The 21976-nt window shown below is 31.5% G+C and carries 14 protein-coding genes; 11 read left to right on the plus strand and 3 right to left on the minus strand.

The features are described from left to right. Positions 1 to 487 precede the first annotated feature (487 nt). The 3 genes from ygiD to GPX08_RS07280 all read left to right on the plus strand — a co-directional run bounded on the left by ygiD (position 488) and on the right by GPX08_RS07280 (position 9450). A complete protein-coding gene (gene ygiD, locus GPX08_RS07270) occupies positions 488 to 1264 on the plus strand; it encodes a 4,5-DOPA dioxygenase extradiol (RefSeq protein ID WP_156626155.1) in 777 nt (258 codons plus the stop codon). A gap of 281 nt (positions 1265 to 1545) precedes the next feature. Further along, positions 1546 to 2466 carry a hypothetical protein gene (locus tag GPX08_RS07275; RefSeq protein ID WP_156626156.1) on the plus strand — a complete coding sequence of 307 codons (921 nt, stop codon included), beginning with the start codon at positions 1546 to 1548 and terminating at the stop codon, positions 2464 to 2466. A gap of 213 nt (positions 2467 to 2679) precedes the next feature. Continuing rightward, positions 2680 to 9450 carry a hypothetical protein gene (locus GPX08_RS07280; RefSeq protein WP_156626157.1) on the plus strand — a complete coding sequence of 2257 codons (6771 nt, stop codon included), beginning with the start codon at positions 2680 to 2682 and terminating at the stop codon, positions 9448 to 9450. Positions 9451 to 9509: 59 nt separating this feature from the next. On the opposite strand, the gene GPX08_RS07285 is transcribed toward GPX08_RS07280, so the two are convergent. From GPX08_RS07285 to GPX08_RS07295, 3 genes are all read right to left on the minus strand, one after another. Next, positions 9510 to 9863: a hypothetical protein gene (locus GPX08_RS07285; RefSeq protein WP_156626158.1), complete on the minus strand. Its 354-nt coding sequence runs from the start codon at positions 9861 to 9863 to the stop codon at positions 9510 to 9512. 177 nt (positions 9864 to 10040) lie between these two features. Beyond that, positions 10041 to 10391 (minus strand): hypothetical protein, encoded by a 351-nt coding sequence (locus tag GPX08_RS07290; RefSeq protein WP_156626159.1) that lies wholly within the window; start codon positions 10389 to 10391, stop codon positions 10041 to 10043. Positions 10392 to 10426: 35 nt separating this feature from the next. Then, the gene (locus tag GPX08_RS07295; RefSeq protein WP_156626160.1) at positions 10427 to 10777 is read right to left on the minus strand and encodes a hypothetical protein; all 351 of its coding nucleotides are present in this window, start codon (positions 10775 to 10777) and stop codon (positions 10427 to 10429) included. Between the two features lie 770 nt (positions 10778 to 11547). Between GPX08_RS07295 and ilvN the strand changes: the two genes are divergently transcribed. The 8 genes from ilvN to ilvC all read left to right on the plus strand — a co-directional run bounded on the left by ilvN (position 11548) and on the right by ilvC (position 21811). Continuing rightward, positions 11548 to 12060: an acetolactate synthase small subunit gene (ilvN, locus tag GPX08_RS07300; RefSeq protein WP_156626161.1), complete on the plus strand. Its 513-nt coding sequence runs from the start codon at positions 11548 to 11550 to the stop codon at positions 12058 to 12060. Between the two features lie 196 nt (positions 12061 to 12256). Then, positions 12257 to 13852, plus strand: coding sequence for a citramalate synthase (locus GPX08_RS07305; RefSeq protein ID WP_156626162.1), 1596 nt, complete (start codon positions 12257 to 12259; stop codon positions 13850 to 13852). A gap of 17 nt (positions 13853 to 13869) precedes the next feature. Further along, on the plus strand, positions 13870 to 15150 hold the full coding sequence (leuC, locus tag GPX08_RS07310; protein ID WP_156626163.1) for a 3-isopropylmalate dehydratase large subunit: 1281 nt from the start codon (positions 13870 to 13872) through the stop codon (positions 15148 to 15150). A 169-nt stretch (positions 15151 to 15319) separates the two neighbouring features. Continuing rightward, positions 15320 to 15814, plus strand: coding sequence for a 3-isopropylmalate dehydratase small subunit (gene leuD, locus GPX08_RS07315; RefSeq protein WP_156626164.1), 495 nt, complete (start codon positions 15320 to 15322; stop codon positions 15812 to 15814). A gap of 302 nt (positions 15815 to 16116) precedes the next feature. Next, positions 16117 to 17190, plus strand: coding sequence for a 3-isopropylmalate dehydrogenase (gene leuB, locus GPX08_RS07320; protein WP_156626165.1), 1074 nt, complete (start codon positions 16117 to 16119; stop codon positions 17188 to 17190). 14 nt (positions 17191 to 17204) lie between these two features. Then, a complete protein-coding gene (gene ilvD, locus GPX08_RS07325; RefSeq protein ID WP_156626166.1) occupies positions 17205 to 18863 on the plus strand; it encodes a dihydroxy-acid dehydratase in 1659 nt (552 codons plus the stop codon). A 246-nt stretch (positions 18864 to 19109) separates the two neighbouring features. Then, positions 19110 to 20783, plus strand: coding sequence for a biosynthetic-type acetolactate synthase large subunit (ilvB, locus tag GPX08_RS07330; RefSeq protein ID WP_156626167.1), 1674 nt, complete (start codon positions 19110 to 19112; stop codon positions 20781 to 20783). A gap of 23 nt (positions 20784 to 20806) precedes the next feature. Continuing rightward, positions 20807 to 21811, plus strand: a complete 1005-nt coding sequence (gene ilvC, locus GPX08_RS07335) for a ketol-acid reductoisomerase (RefSeq protein ID WP_156626168.1) — start codon at positions 20807 to 20809, stop codon at positions 21809 to 21811. Positions 21812 to 21976 lie beyond the last annotated feature (165 nt).

The raw sequence follows: 21976 nt of genomic DNA on the forward strand, positions 1-21976 counted from the left end.
AATGGCTGCAAAAAGAAGTTCTAGGCTTGCAAAAGCTACTAGACCAAGAGTTTTGGTAAAACTCGCATACGCTTAGACAAACCAACAACTCTAAGGTCTATTAGCTTTTGCTTCACCAAGTACTTCTAATTTTTCACCATATGATTATTTCACATATTCTATTTTCATTTGCTAGTATATAACAATTTTAAATAATGAATAGATAAATTAAGGAGACTTATGTGCTGAATAAATAGTACGGGGGTCTTTTTTAGTATAGTATGATTATATTTAGTAATAATTAATGAAGAGGATCAATTATAAAAAGATTTGTCGATTAGTTTCATTTTTAAAAGATTTTATTAGCGCCTGTAATATTGGGAATAATCTTTTGGTAATTATTAAAATGTTATTTGATACATCAATTTGAAAAATAATAAAAATTTGACAGTATGTAGAGTTAGGGATAATATGTGTATAATAGATAAAGATTTATGAGGTGATGGAAATGAATAAAAAGATGCCAGTTTTATTTTTATCTCATGGTAGTCCTATGAATGTAGTTTTAGATAATGAATATACAAGGTCATTAATAAAACTTGGACAAGAGTTAGAAATACCAAAGGCGATTATTATAATTTCAGCTCATTTTAAAACTAAAGGAACATATTTGACATACAGTGAAAAACCAAAACAAATTTATGATTTTTATGGATTTCCAGAAGAAATATATAATATAAAATATGAACCATATGGTGGGAAAGAATATGCTGAAAAGATTTATAATGAACTTAAAGAAGAGGGGGTAGAGCTTACAGATGAGTGGGGGCTAGACCATGCTTCTTGGGGAGTTTTAAAATATTTATACCCAAATGCAAATATACCTACTATGGAGCTAAGCTTAAATGCTGAATTAACAGAAGAGGAACATTATAAGATAGGGAAAAAGTTAACTAAATTTAGAGAAGAAGGAATATTAATAATAGGAAGTGGAGATATAGTTCATAATTTAGGAGTTGCAAGTTCTGATGTCTATGGAAAGCCTCATGAATGGGCTGAAGCTTTTGATAATTATATTATAGATTCAGTAAAGTCATATAATCATAAGGCAATACTAAACTATAAAGTATTAGGGGATATCTCCAAGCTTGCAGTACCAACAGATGAACATTTTTTACCATTAATATATGTAATAGGTGCTCAAGAAAAAGATGATAAAGTAGAAGTTATTCATAAGAGTATTCAAAACTCATCTGTTTCTATGAGTTGTATTAAGATAGGGTAAGGATAGTTAACAATTAATAGTTAATAATTTGCAGTTTAGAAGGAAGTTCAGAAGTTTCTGAACTTCTTTTAAATAAGAAGGGTTATATTAAAAATAGAAATTTTGCTAGTGAGAATTTTATAGATTTAAAGGGATTATTATGTAGTATAAAGGATAATATTAATAGAAGACTCATGGAAACCCAAGTTTTTCATAGAAAACATATAAGTACATAATATATAAAGTTTTACATAATTTGAAATAAAGGGTTATAATTAAGTTACTATTAAAAAATGTAAATTATGGGGGTAATTATGAGAAGTATACTAAAAAAGTTAATATCTATTGTATCTGTATTAGTACTAAGTGTTAGTACTCTTGTAGGATGTGGAGCATCCGAAGATAAAGAATTTCTAAAAATGCCTAATGATAAGCCAGGCTTATTATATAAGGTAAAAGATACAGAAGTATATTTGTTTGGAACTCAGCATGAAGCTAATAAAAGTTCTTTTCCACTTAATGAAAGTATTGAAACTTCACTAAAATCTTCAGATATATTTGCTAGTGAACAAGGTAGTGATTTGGGTAATTTCCATTTGGACTTTAATATGTATAAGTATGAAGAAGGAGATAATATATATAATCACGTATCAGAAGATGGCAAAGAAATAATTAAGAACACTATAGATAATTTGAAAGTAGATGAAGTTTATTTAGAATATACTCCTTTTATTTTTAATGCAATTGCAATAGAGAATTATAAGAAGGAAAAAAAGATAAAGAACACAACTTCATTAGATCAATATTTAACAGAGATGGCTAAAGAAAATAACAAAGAGATAATTTCTTTAGAAGGAGGAGAATTTCAAGCAGATTTAATGAAAAAATTTTCTGATTTTGATTTAGAAATTTTGATGATTGATGATTTGAAAAATCTAGATTTATCATATGATAGTTTGAATGAAGGGATAAAAGCACTTGGAGAAGGAAATGAAAAGTTTTTTGAGGAGTATAGAAAAGATGCTAAAAACTTATTGTCAGAAGATGGCTATAATATGTTTTTATTCAATAGAGATAAAAATATGACTGAAAAAATAGAAGACTATATAAAAAATAAAGATAAGGTCTTTGTAGCAGTTGGAGCAGTTCATTTAGTTGGAGAGGATAGTGTAGTTGGTCAACTAAGAAGTAAAGGCTATGAAGTTGAAAAAGTAACTAATTAATAGTAGAAGAAAGCAGTAGATTTATGATAATAAATCTACTGCTTTTTGTCATTTAAGACGTATTTATTTGTATAAGAAATAGTGTGGATACATAGAATCAGTTAATAATAAGACTCCTTTAATAATATTTATGTAAATATATTTAAATACTTTAAATATAGTTGCATAACTTAAAGATATGTTAAATAGACATATAAATGAAGGAGGGGGATTATGAGATTTAAAAAAGCAATAGCTTTTACTGTATCAGCCCTATTAACATTTATGAATATGTCTAATATAGTAATGGCGGAAGAACAACAACCAATAACTGATGGCGTACAAAAGATTAACGCCAATAACCTGGGATGGACTCCTGTGTCAAGAACAAATCAATTAGGTGGAGCAGATGACTTTAGTGGGATATTCTTTAATGAACTAAAAGACTTTAATGAAACTGGAGGACCAATAGCAGCTGGATCACTTAATAATGTTAAGATTGTTACATTTGATGCTGGATACAGCGGAGGTATTAATCAATTTGATGATATTGTAATTCCAAAATTTAATGTTGGAGTTATGGCACAAAAAAATGTTAATATTGGAGGAAAAACTCTTATAAGTAATGGTGATGCAGTAATTGGAGATTCTGTAGATCCTCAAAAACTTGACCCTAAAGTAGGGAATATTTATAAGCGGCAAAATAAAATAGACAAGTTCTTAGGGGATGCTAAAGCAGATCTTGTAAAGCTAAATAAAGATTTATGGAATACAGAAGAAACGGCAAAAGCAATATATGATAGTAATACAGTAATTTTAAATTGTGTTAAAGGAATTAATATTTTTGAAGTTGACTTAACATCAGGAAGAAAAAGCATTATATTTAACTATGCAGAAGATGCTAAAGATAGCACCATTATAATTAAATATAAGGGGAATGTTATAAACTATGCTGAAACCTTTATTGGGTCAACAATGCTGGATAAGTTAAATGTAGATGAGATTTCAAATAGAGTTATATGGACATTTGATCCGTCTTTAAAAGAAGTGAAAATAGATAGAACTATAGTATTTGGAAGTATATTAGCTCCAAATGCTGATATTACTTTTTCATCAGCAGGCTATAGTGCGATTAATGGTACTGTTATTGCAAATGGATTAGATGGTTCAGGAAGCTCTTCAGAATTACATTGGGTTGGACCTTTCAAGGGAGATATAATTACACCAATTGAGAAGACAGGGTCTTTTGAATTTAACAAGAAAGATAACCATGGAAATGCAATAAGTGGAGCAACTTTTGGGTTATTTCAAGGAGATGATGCCAAATATACTGCAACTTCTACTAATAAGGTATCTTTTAATGGTATAGAACCAGGAGATTATATATTAAAAGAAATAAGTCCACCTAATGGATATGAAATTTCTAAGTTAGAAGTAGACGTAATAGTATCAAATAATGGAACAGTTACCTTCAAGGAAAATGGAGTAATAAAGACAGAAGGAGATCTAGATTTACTTTATGTAAATAATATTAGTAAAGTTAGTTTTAATTTCAATAAAGTATTAGCAGGAACAGATATGAGAATTCCAAATGTAGAATTCAAGTTAATGCAAGAAGATAAAGAAATTGCTAAAGCTAAATCTAATGCAAGTGGTGTTGTAACATTCAATGAGATTGAGTTAGGAACTTACACATTAGTAGAAATAACTCCAACTGGATACAAAGCAGCAGGTCCATGGGTTATAGAAGTTACTGAAAATGGAGCAATTATTGATGGAGAGATTATTACAAAAATCGATAATGTTGAAAATACAGGATATTTTGAGTTTGATAAATTAGATAACCATGATAAAGCTGTTAATGGTGCAGAATTTGCTTTATATCAAGAGGAAGAAGTTAAATATATAGCAACTTCTACAGAAGATGGATTAGTATCTTTCAATGATATAAAGCAAGGAACTTATATAATGAAAGAAACAAGTTCACCTGATGGATATGAAATATCAAATGCTGTAGTAGAAGTAAAAGTAAGTAGTGATGGAACAGTTACCTTCAAGGTAAATGGTGAAGATAAAGAATTAGCAGACTTAGACAAACTATATGTTAATAATGTTAGTACTGTAGACTTTAGTTTTAATAAAGTTATAGCTAAAACAGATACAGGAATTCCAAGTGTAGAATTCAAGTTAATGCAAGGAGATAAAGAAATTGCTACAGAAGTATCTGATGAAAAGGGTGTTGTAACATTCAATGAGATTGAATTAGGAACCTACACATTAGTAGAAACAAGACCATTCGGATATGAATCAGCAGGACCATGGACAGTAAGTATTACAAAGGAAGGCGCATTTATTGGTGAGAATAAACTTGATAAAATTGAGAATGTTGAAGTTATGGCTGGATTTGAGTTTAATAAGTTAGACAATCATGAAAAAGCTGTTAATGGAGCAACATTTGCCCTATATCAAGATGGGGTAGAAAAATACACAGTAACTTCTACAGAATCTGGATTAGTATCTTTTAGTGATATAAAAGAAGGAACTTACACATTAAAGGAAACAAGCGCTCCAGATGGATATGAAATATCTAATGCAACAGTGGAAGTGACAGTTGATAGCAATGGATATCTTACCTTCAAGGTAGATGAGGAAGATAAGGAATTAGGAGATTTGGATAAGCTATACGTTAATAATATTACTACAGTTGAATTTGACTTTAATAAGGTTATATCTGGAACCAAAACAGGTATCCCAGAGGTAGAGTTCAAGCTTATGCAAGGTGATAATGTAGTTGCAACGGAAGTATCTGATGAGAATGGAACTGTAAGTTTTAGTAATATTGAGGTAGGTAGCTATAGGTTAGTAGAGACAACTCCAGATGGATATAAGGCAGCAGGGCCATGGGATATAGAAGTTACTAAAAATGGTGCAACCATTGATGGAAAGGCCCTTACAGAAATTGAGAATGTTCAGGTTATAGGATCATTCAAATTTAATAAATTAGATAACCACAACAAACTGGTTAAGGGAGCAGAATTTGCATTATATCAAGATGGCGAAGTGAAATATACTTCAACTTCTACAGGAAATCTATCATTAGAAAGTATCCTTTTATCATATCAGCTTATCTTAAGAAGTAGTGATGAAATATCCATAGGAGAAGTATCCTTTAGTGGTATAAAACAAGGAACCTATATATTAAAGGAAACAAAGGCGCCTGATGGATATGAAATATCCGATGCAATAGTGGAAGTAACTGTTTATAAAGACGGAAGTGTAACATTTAAAGTAGATGGTAAAGATCAAGCTTTAGAAGACTTAAATGGAATCTTTATAAACAATGTTAGTACAGTAGACTTTAGCTTTAATAAAGTTATAGCTAAAGCAGATACAGGAATTCCAGATGTAGAATTTAAATTACTACAAGGAGATAAAGAAATTGCTACAGCTATTTCTGATAAAAATGGTGTTGTAAGTTTCGAAAATATTGAGTTAGGAACCTACACATTAGTAGAAACAAGACCGTTCGGATATGAAGTAGCAGGACCATGGACAGTAAATGTTACAAAGGAAGGCGCATTTATTGGTGAGACTAAACTTGATAAAATTGAGAATATCGAAGTAATAGGTAATTTTCAATTTAATAAGTTAGACAACCATGAAAAAGCTGTTAATGGAGCAACTTTTGGTCTGTATCAAGATGGAGTAGAGAAATATACTTCAACTTCTACAGATGCAGGATTAGTATCTTTTAGTGATATAAAAGAAGGAACTTACACATTGAAGGAAACAAGCGCACCGGATGGATATGAAATATCCGATACAATAGTGGAAGTAATAGTTGATAGCGACGGAACTATCACCTTTAAGGTAGATGGAGAAAACAAGGAATTAGCAGACTTAGATGTACTATATGTTAACAATGTTAGTACTGTAGACTTTAGCTTTAATAAAGTTATAGCTAAAACAGATACAGGAATTCCAGGTGTAGAATTCAAGTTAATGCAAGGAGATAAAGAAATTGCTACAGCTAATTCTGATAAAAATGGTGTTGTAAGTTTCGAAAACGTTGAGTTAGGAACCTACACATTAGTAGAAACAAGACCATTCGGATATGAATCAGCAGGACCATGGACAGTAAATGTTACAAAAGAAGGTGCATTTATTGGTGAGACTAAACTTGTTCAAATTGAGAATATCGAAGTAATAGGTAATTTCCAATTTAATAAGTTAGATAACCATGAAAAAGTTGTTAATGGAGCAATCTTTGGACTGTATCAAGATGGAGTGGAAAAATATACTTCAACTTCTACAGATAAAGGATTAGTATCTTTTAGTGATGTAAAAGAAGGAACTTACACATTAAAGGAAACAAGTGCACCGAATGGATATGAAATATCCGATGCTGTAGTAGAAGTAACAGTAAGTAGTGATGGATATGTTAGCTTTAAGGTAAATGGTGAAGATAAAGAATTAGCAGACTTAGACAAACTATATGTTAATAATGTTAGCACAGTAGAATTTAGCTTTAATAAAGTTATAGCTAAAACAGATACAGGAATTCCAGGTGTAGAATTCAAGTTAATGCAAGGAGATAAAGAAATTGCTACAGCTAATTCTGATAAAAATGGTGTTGTAAGTTTCGAAAATATTGAGTTAGGAACCTACACATTAGTAGAAACAAGGCCGTTCGGATATGAAGTAGCAGGACCATGGACAGTAAATGTTACAAAGGAAGGTGCATTTATTGAAGATGAAAAACTTGATAAAATTGAGAATATCGAAGTTATGGCTGGATTTGAGTTTAATAAGTTAGACAACCATGAAAAAGCTGTTAATGGAGCTGAGTTTGCCCTATATCAAGATGGAGTAGAGAAATATACTTCAACTTCTACTGATAAAGGATTAGTATCTTTCAATGATGTAAAAGAAGGAACTTACACATTAAAGGAAACAAAGGCGCCTGATGGATATGAAATATCTAATGTTGAAGTAGAAGTAATAGTAAATAGTGATGGAACAGTTACTTTTAAAGTAAATGGTGAAGATAAAGAATTAGCAGACTTAGATGTACTATATGTTAATAATATTAGTACTGTAGATTTTAGCTTTAATAAAGTTATAGCCGAAACTGATACTGGAATTCCAGGTGTAGAATTTAAATTACTACAAGGAGATAAAGAAATTGCTACAGAAGTATCTAATGAAAATGGTGTTGTAAGTTTTGAAAATATTGAGTTAGGAACCTACACATTAGTAGAAACAAGACCGTTCGGATATGAAGTAGCAGGGCCATGGACAGTAAATGTTACAAAGGAAGGTGCATTTATTGAAGATGAAAAACTTGTTCAAATTGAAAATGTTGAAGTTATGGCTGGATTTGAGTTTAATAAGTTAGACAACCATGAAAAAGCTGTTAATGGAGCAATCTTTGGACTGTATCAAGATGGAGTGGAAAAATATACTTCAACTTCTACAGATGCAGGATTAGTATATTTCAATGATATAAAAGAAGGAACCTATATCTTGAAGGAAACAAGCGCACCAGATGGATATGAAATATCCGATGATGAAGTAATAGTAACAGTAGATAAAGATGGGAAAGTTACATTCAGTTTAGAGGGTGAGGAAGAAACTTTAACTGATCTAAATGGAATCTTTGTTAATAATATTAGCAAAACCGAATTTAGTTTCAATAAAGTAGTATCTGGAACTAAAACTGGTATTCCTAATGTAGAATTCAAATTACTACAAGGAGATAAGGAAATTGCTACAGCTACTTCTGATGAAAATGGTGTTGTATCTTTCGAAAATATTGAATTAGGAAGTTATACATTAGTAGAAACAACTCCAGCTGGCTATAAAGCTGCTGGACCATGGAATATAGAAGTTAAAAAAGAAGGAGCTACTATTGATGGAGTTATTCTTACTGAAATTGAAAATGAGAAGATTATTGAAAAAACAGGATCATTCCAATTTAATAAGAAAGACAATTATGGAAATGCAGTTAATGGAGCAACTTTTGCACTATACCAAGATGGTGAATTAAAATATGCTGTGAATTCTACAGATACAGGAGTAGTATCTTTCAATGATTTAAAAGAAGGGACTTATACATTGAAAGAAATAAGTGCCCCTGCTGGATATGAAATATCTAAGGCGATAGTAGAAGTAATAGTAAATAATGAAGGAACAGTTACTTTCAGGGAAAGTGGTGTAGTAAAGACAGTAGCAGATTTAGAGTCGCTTTATATAAATAAAATGATTCTAGGTAGCATTAGCTTTACTAAGTATATTAATGACAAGAAGGGCATTCTTGCTGGTGCAGAGTTCGAATTATTAATTAATGGTGAGAGATTTGGATCAACAGTATTCTCAGATTCAAATGGTTTAGTAACATTCTTAGATGTTAAGCCAGGTGAATATAAGATTAGAGAAGTAAGCTCTCATAGTAATTATTTTAAAACTTCTGATAAAACTGTAGATGTTATAATTGATGGCAATGGAGTAAGTTCTCTTATTGGTCAAGCTAAGACTGAAGCAGAGACTATATTTATAAATAAAGTAGAAAATTCTATTGAGTTTATTAAATATAGTGATGATAAATCTGTTTTAAGCGATGCAATTTTTGAACTTCTTAAGGGGACGGAGGTTATAGCAACGTCAATATCTGATAAAAATGGGGTTGTAAGATTTGAAAATATACTCCCAGGAGAATATATAGTACGTGAAAAATCAGCACCAAAGGGATATATAAAATCAGATGCTACCAGAAAGTTAGTAGTTAAAGATAATGGGGAAATTTCAATAACAGCTTCTGAGATAAAAGATTGGGAAGAAGCATTTAAGAATAAAAAAGTTGTAGAGCCAAAAGAAGAAAATACAGATAAAAAAGAAGAAAGTACAATTCCACAAACTTCTGATGATGAAAACATTCTATTCCCGTTATTGACAGCTATGATAAGCTTAGCAGGTATAGTATTAATTAAAAAAATAAAACACTAGTAAATAGAAAAAGGATTGTCGCATAAGAAGATTAAAATCTTCTAGCGACAATCCTTTTCTTAAGCTTCATCTACTTTTATGCTTATATCTAATTCTCCATTTTCCTTTATATCATTAATGGAAATTCTAATTGGATAAGGAACTTGCTTTGTTGTAAAAGAGTTAGTTACTTTTTCCTTAATTACATAAGTGAAAGTATTTCCATCAACCTTATGATGCATTAGGATGTCAGTTGGGGTATTTAAGTAAATAGTTGAAATCCCTGTTTGCTTGTCTTGTCTAGGTCTTATGGAAGAGATAGTAGTATCTCTCATTTTACTTCCTTCATAATTAAATGAAATATCTTTAATTTTCTTATCTGTGTTATTGAAAACTCTTATTACTAATAAATCAGATGGAGGATATCCATACATTTTAATCATCCTTTCAAAGTAAAGTTTATTCTATTGAATATGTAATATAAATATATATTTAATCTTATAAATTCAATGATATTCTTAAAAATATTAATTACAACAGAAGTAAATATTAAATAAAAGATATAATACTTTTCTTGAATAATACAGGTGAAAGTATTATATCTTTTTATTTTATTCTGCTAATTTTGTAGTTATTTCTAATTCTCCATTATCATCAACATTGTTGATAGAAATATTTGTAGGCGCACAATATTGTTTAGCTAGTTCGGAGTTAATGGAATTATCCTTAATGATGTAAGAATAAGTTTTTCCATCTACTTCATTATACATTTTTATTTTACTATCTTTCTTGATATTAATTGTTGAAATACCTATTTGTTTATTTTGATTAGGCTTTAAAGTAGATATAACTATATCCTTCATATTACTTTCGACATAATTGAAATAAATATTCTTGATAGTTTTATCTGTATTATTAGTAACTCTTAAAACTAAAACATTTGCAGGGATAGTTATAGGCATATAAAATCCCCCATTCTAATATATTTAAGTTTACTTTACTCTTCTATTGTTACAGCTAATTCTAGCTCGCCATTTTCATTTACATTATTAATTCTTACATGGAGTACTCCAGAATATTTAACAGCTTTACCTGGGTTAATTGCATCAGGTTTTAATACATAGGAGAATTTTTTTCCATCAACCTTGTTGTACATCATAATATTACTATGATCTTGTAGATGAATAGTAGAAATTCCTGTTTGCTTATTACTATGAGCTTTAAGTGTAGGCATAACTACATCTTCAGCCATGCTGCCTTCATAGTTAAATGAAATGTCATTAACAGTTTTATCAGTATTGTTTGAGACGCTTACTACAGTTAGTTGTAGTGGTGGAAATCCATACATAAAAATCATCCTTTCTAAATTAAAATATTTTATAATAAGGCAAAAATAATAATAAAACTTTATGTTTAAAAGAAACAGTAAAACTAATAGTTATTCTTGCTAAATATTATCAATAAACTCTTCGGATATTAAATAATGCACTAAAGAGATTTTATAAAATATATAAAGAGATATTTAAAACCCTATACCAAAACTATACTACTACTACATAAAAATGTAAATAAGATAATTAATAAAATAAAAAAACAAATATAAACCTCTGAATTAAATTGATAAAAAATATATTATTTTAATAATATAAATTTATAACAATAAAAATTTTGTTAATAATTTAATAAAATAATGAGCATTACAATATCAAAGTGTTAATATAGTATATCTGAAAAAGTATTCAAAAAGTGATTTGACAAAGTTTTCAAAAAATTCTTGACAGTTATATAAATGGGTAGTAAAATTTTAGCAATAACAAAATTAAATATGACCTTACGATTAGTAAATGCAAAGATGGAGACCTTTATTTAGGAATAAAGTTTCAGAGAGTCCATGGTTGGTGAAAATGGATACTTTACTAAGTAATAATCACTCCGGAGCAGTATCCAGAAAGTACACAATATTGTATGAGTAAGCGATAACCGGTAAGCACCGTTAAAGGCAAGGGTTTGTTAGAACCTAGTGATTGTATAAATTAAGGCGGAAGTTTATTACCACCATAATGAGTCCATCATTAAGGGTGGTTTTTTTACACAATTTTTTAAAAGGGGGCTAAGAGTTTGGAAAGGCATGTATTATCTGTATTAGTTAGAAATTCATCAGGGGTATTAACTAGAGTTTCAGGATTATTTGCAAGACGTGGATTCAATATTGATAGTTTAACTGTTGGTAGAACAGAGAATCCAGAAATATCTAGAATGACAATCGTTTTAATGGGAAATGATGATGTGGTGGAGCAATTTACTAAACAATTAAATAAGCTTGAAGATGTACTAAGAGTTCACGAATTAAAATCAGAATATTCTGTATATAGGGAACTTGTTTTAATAAAAGTACAAGCATCTGCAGAAAAAAGAGGTGCTATTAACGAAGTAGTTAAGATATTTAGAAGCAAGATAATAGATGTTGCTCACAATACAGTAACTATCGAATTAACAGGGGACGATAGCAAGATAAATGCTCTAATAGAGCTGATGGAAGAGTATGGCATAGTAGAAATAGTTAGAACAGGAATAGCAGCATTAGAAAGAGGAGATAAGGATATTACAAATTACGGAGAATACTTCAATTAATTAAGAATTGATAATGCATAATTGATAATTAATAATGAAAAATTAAGAGTGAAGAATTGGGGAAGGTGCTGTCGCAGAAACAGCTCCAGAAAATGAAATTTTAATAATTCAGATCTGTTGAATTATATCCAGAATTATATCCAGAATTATTAATTGTCAACTGTTAATTGTTAATTGAAAAAGAGGGGGTTAAGCAATGGGCGATAGAATCATTGAAATCTTTGATTCTACTTTAAGGGATGGGGCACAAGGAGAGGATATTTCTTTTTCTCTTGAAGATAAAATTAAGGTTGCTATGGCTTTAGATAAGATGGGTGTTGCATATATAGAAGCGGGGAACCCTGGATCTAATCCTAAGGATATGGAGTTCTTTAAGAAAATGAAGGAAATTAAACTTAAGAACTCAAAGCTAGCAGCATTTGGATCTACCAGAAGATTTAAAACTAAGGTAGAAGAAGATAATAATATAAAAAGCTTATTGGCAGCAGAAACAGATGTAATAGTAATATTCGGTAAGGCTTGGGATTTTCAAGTTAAGGAAGTTCTAAAAACTACTTTAGAAGAAAATTTAAGTATGATAAAAGATTCAATAAGCTATATTAAGAGTAAAAATAAAGAAGTTATATTTGATGCAGAACACTTCTTTGATGGATATAAAGAAAATAGTGATTATGCATTAAAGGTTTTAGTAACCGCAAAGGAAGCAGGAGCGGATGTAATAGTATTATGTGATACTAATGGTGGAACTTTACCATCAGAAGTAAGCAAAATAACAGAGGAAGCAGTTAATACTGTTGGTGGAAGGATAGGGATACATTGTCATAACGATATTGGAATGGCAGTTGCTAATTCAATAACAGCAGTGGAAGCTGGTGCTTGCCATATTCAAGGAACATTTATTGGAGTAGGAGAAAGATGTGGTAATGCAAATTTAACAGTAATTATTCCTACATTGCAATTAAAGATGGGTTATGAAGCCTTACCTAAAGAAAAAATAGTAGAGCTTACTAAAACAGCTAAATATATAGCAGAAATTTCAAATATTAAGCTTTTAGATAATATGCCATATGTTGGAGCTTCAGCATTTGCACATAAAGGTGGAATGCATATAGATGCTATATGTAAACAATCAAAATCTTATGAGCATATTAAACCTGAAGAAGTTGGAAATGACAGAAGATTCTTAATATCTGAAGTAAGTGGCAAAAGTACAATATTAAAAGAGATTCAAAAAGTATTCCCAAACATCACTAGAGATAGTGAAGAGGTTGGGAAAATTACAAATAGATTAAAGGAATTAGAGTATGAAGGCTATAAGTTTGAAGGGGCAGAAGGAACTGTTGAACTTCTAATTAGAAAAACAATTGGAAAGTATAAGCCTTTCTTTGAACTAAAACATTTCAAGACAATTGGAGAGCAGCCTTGGAATACTAAGGAATTTACTTCTACAGCATTAATTAATGTGATTGTAGATGGTAAAAACAAAATGACAGCAGCAGAAGGGGATGGACCAGTAAATGCCTTGGATAAAGCATTGAGAGAAGCTCTTGAATGTTTCTATCCACAACTTAGAGAAGTTAGACTTGTAGACTATAAAGTAAGAGTCCTAGATTCTGAAAGTGCTACAGGAGCAAAGGTTAGAGTTCTTATAGAATCGACAGATGGAATTGAAAACTGGAGTACCGTTGGGGTATCTAGAGATGTCGTACAAGCTAGTTTGATAGCCTTAGTTGATTCAATTGAATATAAATTATTAAAAGATATAGAAAGAAAATTAAAAACTTATTTTTAAAAAGGGGGACTAAACTCATGGGAATGACTATGACTCAAAAAATTCTTGCAGCTCATGCAGGATTAGAAAGTGTAAAGGCAGGGCAATTAATAGATGCAAATTTAGATTTAGTGCTAGGAAATGATATTACATCACCAGTGGCAGTAAATGAATTTTATAAATTAAAACTGGAAAAGGTTTTTGATAAGGATAAGATAGCAATAGTACCAGATCACTTTACACCAAATAAAGATATAAAAGCAGCAGAACAAAATAAAATGATTAGAGAATTTGTTAAGGAAAAAGATATTTCAAATTACTATGATGTTGGAGAAATGGGAATTGAACATTGCTTAATACCTGAAAAAGGATTAGTAGTTGCAGGAGATGTTGCTATTGGAGCTGACTCGCATACTTGTACCTATGGGGCACTTGGAGCATTCTCAACAGGAATTGGTTCAACAGATATGGCAGCAGGTATGGCTATAGGTAAATGTTGGTTTAAAGTTCCTTCAGCAATAAAATTCGTTTTAAAGAATAAGCCAGCACCTTGGATAAGTGGTAAAGATATAATCCTTCACATCATCGGTATGATAGGTGTTGATGGTGCATTATACAGATCAATGGAATTCGTTGGAGATGGAATTAAATATCTTTCAATAGATGATAGATTTACAATGGCTAATATGGCTATTGAAGCTGGTGGTAAGAATGGAATATTCCCAGTAGACGACATAACAGTGGAATACTTAAAGGAACATTCAACTAGAGAATGGAAGGTTTATGAAGCAGATGAAGATGCTGAGTATGATGAAGTTTATGAAATAGACTTAAGTACTTTAAGACCTACAGTAGCATTCCCACACTTACCAGATAATACAAGAACTATTGATGAAGTTGGGGAAATAGAATTAGATCAAGTAGTTATTGGTTCTTGTACAAATGGTAGAATTTCTGACTTAAGAATAGCTAGAGATATAATAAAAGGAAAGAAGATAAAGAAGGGTGTAAGATGTATTGTATTCCCAGGAACTCAAAAAATATATCTTCAAGCATTAGAAGAAGGAATTATAAAAGATTTAGTAGAAGCGGGAGCAATATTCTCAACTTCAACTTGTGGACCATGTTTAGGTGGACATATGGGAATCCTTGCAAAGGGTGAAAGAGCAGTTTCAACTACAAACAGAAACTTCGTTGGAAGAATGGGGCACGTTGAATCAGAGGTTTACCTAGCAAGTCCAGCAGTAGCAGCTGCATCAGCATTAACAGGAAAGATTACTAATCCAGAAACTGTAGTAGAAGTAATGCAGAATGCATAGTAGAAAATGAAAAATTGAGAATGAATAATGAATAATGAATGATATAACTCAGGATAGCTGAGTTATGGAAAATATATAAGTTTTAATAATTCAGCTAGGCTGAATTATATCCACAATTGTCAATTGTTAATTGCTAATTGTTAATTATAAAAAGGGGGTTTTCAAGGAAATGGAAGCAAAAGGTAGAGTTTTTAAATATGGTGACAATGTAGATACAGATGTAATAATTCCTGCAAGATACTTAAATACATCAGATGCTAAGGAATTAGCAACACACTGTATGGAGGATATAGATAAAGAATTTGCAAAGAATGTAAAGCAAGGGGATATAATCGTTGCAAATAAAAACTTTGGATGTGGCTCTTCAAGAGAACATGCTCCAATAGCAATAAAAGAAAGTGGAGTAAGCTGTGTAATAGCATCAACCTTCGCAAGAATATTCTATAGAAATGCAATTAATATAGGATTACCAATATTAGAGTGTGACGAAGCAGTTAAATCAATAGAAGCTGGAGACGAGTTAGAAATAGACTTTGATAGCGGTATTATAAAAAACAATACAAAGAATCAGGAATATCAAGGGGAACCATTCCCAGAGTTTATGCAAAATATAATTAACTGTGGCGGATTAGTTAATTACATTAAAACTCAACAAGCAAAATAATTAAAGAATGAAAAAATGAAGGAATGAAAGAATGGAGGAAATAGTGCTGTCGCACAATGAAAATTAAGAATGAATAATGAAAAAACTCCCGAAGGAGTTTTGAAAAGAAATTAATTTTAGTAATTCTGTAAGAATTACATCAATAATTCTTAATTTGGGCTATTTGCGCGACAGCCCCATGATAATTAAAGAAATTCAGCCTTAGCTGAATTTCTACCATAATTTTTTCATGTTAATAAAAATAGTATGTTTTTATTAACTTTTCATTCCTTCATTCTTCACTAAAAACAGGGGGATTAAAGATGAATTTTAAAGTAGCTGTAATACCTGGGGATGGAATCGGTCCAGAGGTTGTGGAACAAACTGTGAATGTTTTAAATTGTGTTGGGGATAAGTTTAACCATACTTTTGAATATGAATATTTAATAGCTGGAGGTTGTGCTATAGATGAAAAAGGAGTACCACTTCCAGAAGAAACATTAGAAGCTTGTAAGAAAGCTGATGCAGTTTTACTTGGAGCTGTTGGAGGTCCTAAATGGGATGATCCAAATGCAAAGGTAAGACCTGAACAAGCGTTACTTGGACTTAGAGGTGGAATGAATTTATATTGCAATCTAAGACCAGCTTTATTATATGCACCATTAAAGGATGCTTCTCCACTTAAAGATAGTATTATCGGAGATGGAATAGATATATGCGTAGTTAGAGAATTAACTGGTGGTATCTACTTTGGTGAAAGAGGCAGAGAAGAAATAGATGGAGTACCAGGTGCTTATGATACTGAAAGATATAATGTTAATGAAGTTAGAAGAATAGCTAAGATTGCTTTTGAAACAGCAATGAAGAGAGATAAAAAGTTAACTAGTGTAGATAAAGCTAATATATTAGAAACATCAAGGCTATGGAGAGGTGTTATCGAAGAAGTTGCCAAGGATTATCCAGAAGTTAAGGTTAATCACATGTATGTAGATAATGCTTCAATGCAATTAGTTAGAGATCCAAAACAATTTGACGTAATAGTTACTTCAAATATGTTTGGGGATATATTATCAGACGAAGCAAGTATGATAACAGGATCAATTGGTATGTTGCCATCAGCATCATTAGGAGAAGGAAAGCTTGGAATGTATGAACCTATACATGGAAGTGCGCCAGATATAGCAGGCAAGGGAATTGCAAATCCTCTAGCAACAATTCTTTCAGCAGCAATGATGTTAAGATACAGTTTCAATTTAGAAACTGAAGCTAAGGTAATAGAGAGGGCTGTCCTTAAGGTTCTAGAAGAAGGGTATAGAACAGGGGACATAATGAGTGAAGGAATGAAACTAGTTGGAACTAGTGAGATAGGAAAGCTGGTTTTAGAAAAGATAGAATAAGAGGTGGAATATAAATGAGGAGTGACGTAATAAAGAAAGGGCCACAAAAAGCCCCACATAGATCATTACTAAAGGCAACAGGACTTACTGATGAAGAGATAAACAAACCTTTAATAGGGGTTGTAACTTCACAGAATGATATAATAGCAGGTCATATTAATTTAGATAAAATAGTAGAATCAGTTAAAAAGGGAGTATTAATGTCTGGAGGAACTCCAATAGTATTCCCAACAATAGGAGTTTGCGATGGTATAGCAATGGGACACGAAGGAATGAGATATTCCTTAGTTACAAGAGAACTTATAGCAGATACTATTGAATGTATGGTTAAGGCACATGCTTTTGATGCATTAGTTTTAATACCAAACTGTGACAAGATAGTTCCAGGTATGATGATGGCTGCATTAAGACTTAATATACCAGCAGTAGTTGTAAGTGGTGGACCAATGCTAGCAGGTAAGTTCAAGGGCAAAGATGTATCACTTTCAACAATGTTTGAAGCTGTTGGAGCCTTTGAAAATGGAACTATGCTAGAAGGTGATTTATGTGATATGGAAAACAAAGCTTGTCCTACATGTGGATCATGTTCAGGAATGTTTACTGCAAACTCAATGAATTGTTTGGCAGAAGTTTTAGGTTTAGGTTTACCTGGAAATGGTACTATACCAGCAGTTTATTCAGAAAGAATGAGACTTGCTAAATATGCAGGTATGAGAGTAATGGACTTATTAGAAAAAGATATTAAGCCAAGAGATATAGTTAATGAAAGATCTATAAGAAATGCATTAACAGTAGATATGGCACTTGGATGTTCAACTAATAGTGTGCTTCACTTAACTGCAATTGCTAATGAAGCAAAAGTTGATTTAAATCTAGATATGATTAATGAAGTATCAGAAGTAACACCTAACCTTTGTAGATTAGCACCAGCTTCAGATACTCATATTGAAGAATTATATTGGGCTGGCGGAATTCAAGCAGTTATGAAGGAACTTTCAAAGAAAGATCTTTTAGATTTAGATTGTATAACAGCTACATCTAGAACTCATAGAGAGAATTTAGAAGGTGTTGAAGTACTTGATTACAATATAATCAAGAGTATAGATGAACCATTTAGCATAACTGGTGGCATAAGAGTATTAAAGGGTAATTTAGCAGCAGATGGAGCTGTAGTTAAGAAGTCAGCAGTTTTAAAAGAAATGTTAGTTCATAAAGGACCAGCAAGAGTATTTGACTTAGAAGAGGATGCTATTGCAGCAATTCTTTCTAAGAAAATAGTTAAAGGTGATGTTGTAGTAATAAGATATGAAGGACCAAAGGGTGGCCCTGGTATGAGAGAAATGTTATCACCAACATCAGCAATAGCAGGAATGGGCTTAGATAAATATGTAGCATTAATAACTGATGGAAGATTCAGTGGAGCTACAAAAGGGGCAGCTATAGGACACATTTCTCCAGAAGCAGCTGAAGGTGGAGTAATAGGACTAGTAGAAGAAGGCGATATCATATCAATAGATATTCCAAATGGAAAACTAGAACTATTAGTAGATGATGAAGTTTTAGAAGAAAGAAGAAAGAAATTTAAACCACTACCACCAAAGGTAACTGAAGGATATTTAGCTAGATATGCTAAGCTTGTAAGTTCTGCAAGCACAGGAGCAATACTGAAATAATGAAAAATTAAGAATGAAGAATGAAAAATTGAGGAATTAGAGAATTGGTGCTATTGCACAATGGGAAATTAAGAATGGAAATATGAAATGAAGTAATGAAGTAATGAAGTAATGAAAAAATTGAGGAAATAACTAAGCAAAGCTTAGTTATAAAATAAAAACAAAGTAATTCAGGCTTTAGCTGAATTACCTCCTTAATTTTTCATTTTTAATTCTTCATTCTTCATTGAAAAAAGGGGGGTATTTATGTTTCTAACAGGAGCTGAGATATTAATAAAGTCTCTAATAGACGAAGGTGTTGATACTATATTTGGGTATCCTGGTGGAGCTGTTTTAAATATATATGATCAGTTATACAACTATAGAGAGCAGATAAATCATATACTAACAGCTCATGAGCAGGGGGCATCCCATGCAGCAGATGGATATGCAAGATCTACTGGGAAAATAGGTGTGTGCTTAGCAACATCAGGACCAGGAGCTACAAACTTAGTTACTGGGATTGCAACGGCTTATATGGATTCTATTCCAATGGTAGCTATTACAGGTAATGTAACTAGACCATTATTAGGTAAGGATAGTTTTCAAGAGGTTGATATTGCTGGAATTACAATGCCAATAACTAAGCATAATTATATAGTTAAGGATATTAATGAATTACAAAAAGTAGTTAAAGAAGCATTTTATATTGCTAAAGAAGGAAGACCAGGTCCAGTATTAATAGACATTCCAAAAGATATAACAGCAGCTAAAGCTATATATGAACCTATAATTCCTAAAGAAGTTGAGAGAAAAACTAAGCATATAACTGATGAAGCACTACAAAGTGTAGCTAAATTAATAAATGAAGCTGAAAATCCATTTATATATGCTGGTGGTGGTATAGTAGCTTCAGCAGCTTATGAGGAGCTAAAGGAAATTGTTGAAAAGATAAATTCACCAATGGCAACTTCTCTTATGGCAATATCATCATTCCCATATGATCATCCATTATATACTGGAATGATAGGAATGCATGGAAGTAAAGCTTCAAATATATTAGCAAGCAAATGCGATTTATTAATTAACTTAGGAGCTAGATTTAGTGATAGAGTTATTAATACTCAAAATCAAATAAAGCAAGCAAAGGTAGTTCATATAGACGTAGATCCAGCAGAAATAAATAAAAATGTCAAGGTAGATGCCTTTGTAGTTGGAGATTTAAAGATAGTACTTCAAAGATTAATACCACTCCTTAAAGAAAAGAAAAATGATGAGTGGTTAGCTAAGATGAATGAGCTTAAAGCTCTAAAAGTTAAGGATACTTCAGAAACAGGAGAATTAACACCAGAATTTTTATTTAGAAAGCTAAGTGAATTAGATGATGGTAGTTTTGTACTTGCAACTGAAGTTGGACAGCATCAAATGTGGGCTGCTCAACACTTTGAGTTTAAGACACCTAGAAGCTTTATATCCTCTGGTGGACTTGGAACTATGGGCTTTGGACTTGGAGCATCAATAGGTGTACAAATGGCAAATAAGGATAAAACTGTATTTAATATAGCTGGTGATGGAAGTTTTGGAATGAACTGCAATGAGTTGGCGACAGCAGCTAAAAATAAATTACCTGTAAAAGTAATAATAGTAAATAACAATTCCTTAGGAATGGTTAGGCAATGGCAAAACTTCTTCTATGAAGGAAGATATTCATCAACAACTTTAAATAGTACTACTGACTTTGTAAAAGTAGCTGAAGCCTTTGGAGGTAAGGGATTTAGGGTTTATGAAAGAGAAGAACTAGTTCCTGTATTAAAGGAAGCCTTAGCTTATAAAGAAGGACCAGTAGTAATAGATTATGTGATACACAATGATAAAAAAGTATTTCCTATGGTTGCACCAGGTGCAGCTATTAATGAAATAATAGACGAAGAAGATGTTTAAAATAATAGGGGGTTAGTAGACAAATGGCAAAAATGTATTATGAAAAGGACACAAATTTAGAATTATTAAAGGGGAAAAAAGTTGCTATAGTAGGATATGGTAGCCAAGGACATGCACATGCATTAAACTTACATGAAAGTGGAGTAGATGTTGTTGTTGGATTATATGAAGGAAGTAAATCTTGGCCAAAGGCTGAAGCTGCTGGACTTAAGGTAGCAACAGTTGCAGAAGCTGCTAAAGCTGCTGATATAATAATGATTCTATTACCAGATGAAAAGCAAGCTCAAATATATAAAAATGAAATTGCTCCAAACTTAGAAGAAGGTAATGCTTTAGTATTTGCTCATGGATTCAATATTCATTATGGACAAATAGTTCCTCCAGCAGATGTTGATGTATTTATGTGTGCACCTAAGGGACCTGGACACATGGTAAGAAGAACTTATACTGAAGGATCAGGAGTACCTTGTTTAATAGCTGTATATCAAGATGCTACTGGAAATGCTCGTGATTTAGCACTTGCATATTCAAATGGAATTGGTGGAGCTAGAGCTGGAGTTCTAGAAACTACATTCAAAGATGAAACTGAAACTGACCTATTCGGAGAACAAGCAGTTCTTTGTGGAGGATGTACAGCACTTATAAAAGCTGGTTTCGAAACTTTAGTAGAAGCAGGATATGCTCCAGAAAATGCTTATTTTGAATGTTTACACGAAATGAAATTAATCGTAGATTTATTATATCAAGGTGGAATGAGCATGATGAGATACTCAATATCTGATACAGCTGAATATGGTGACTACGTAGTTGGAGATAGAATAGTAACTGACGAAACTAAGAAAGAAATGAAGAAAGTTCTTAAAGAAATCCAAGATGGTACTTTCGCTAAGAACTGGTTATTAGAAAACCAAGTTGGAAGACCAATGTTCAATGCTAGAAGAAAAATGGAAGCAGAACATCCAATCGAAAAAGTTGGTAAAGAATTAAGAGAAATGATGAGTTGGATTGATACTAAGAAATTAGACTAATCTTTAATAAAAGAGACACTTCATATATGAAGTGTCTCTTTCAGACTGCTGACAAAGTGTCAGCAGTCTTTAATTTTATACATATATGTAATATAATAATAAATATTTTAATTTATTACATAGGAGTTTACTAATGATAAACGAAAGAAAAGAATCACAAAATCA

The sequence above is a fragment of the Clostridium tertium genome, from assembly GCF_902652255.1.
Classification (GTDB): Bacteria; Bacillota; Clostridia; order Clostridiales; family Clostridiaceae; genus Clostridium; species Clostridium tertium_A.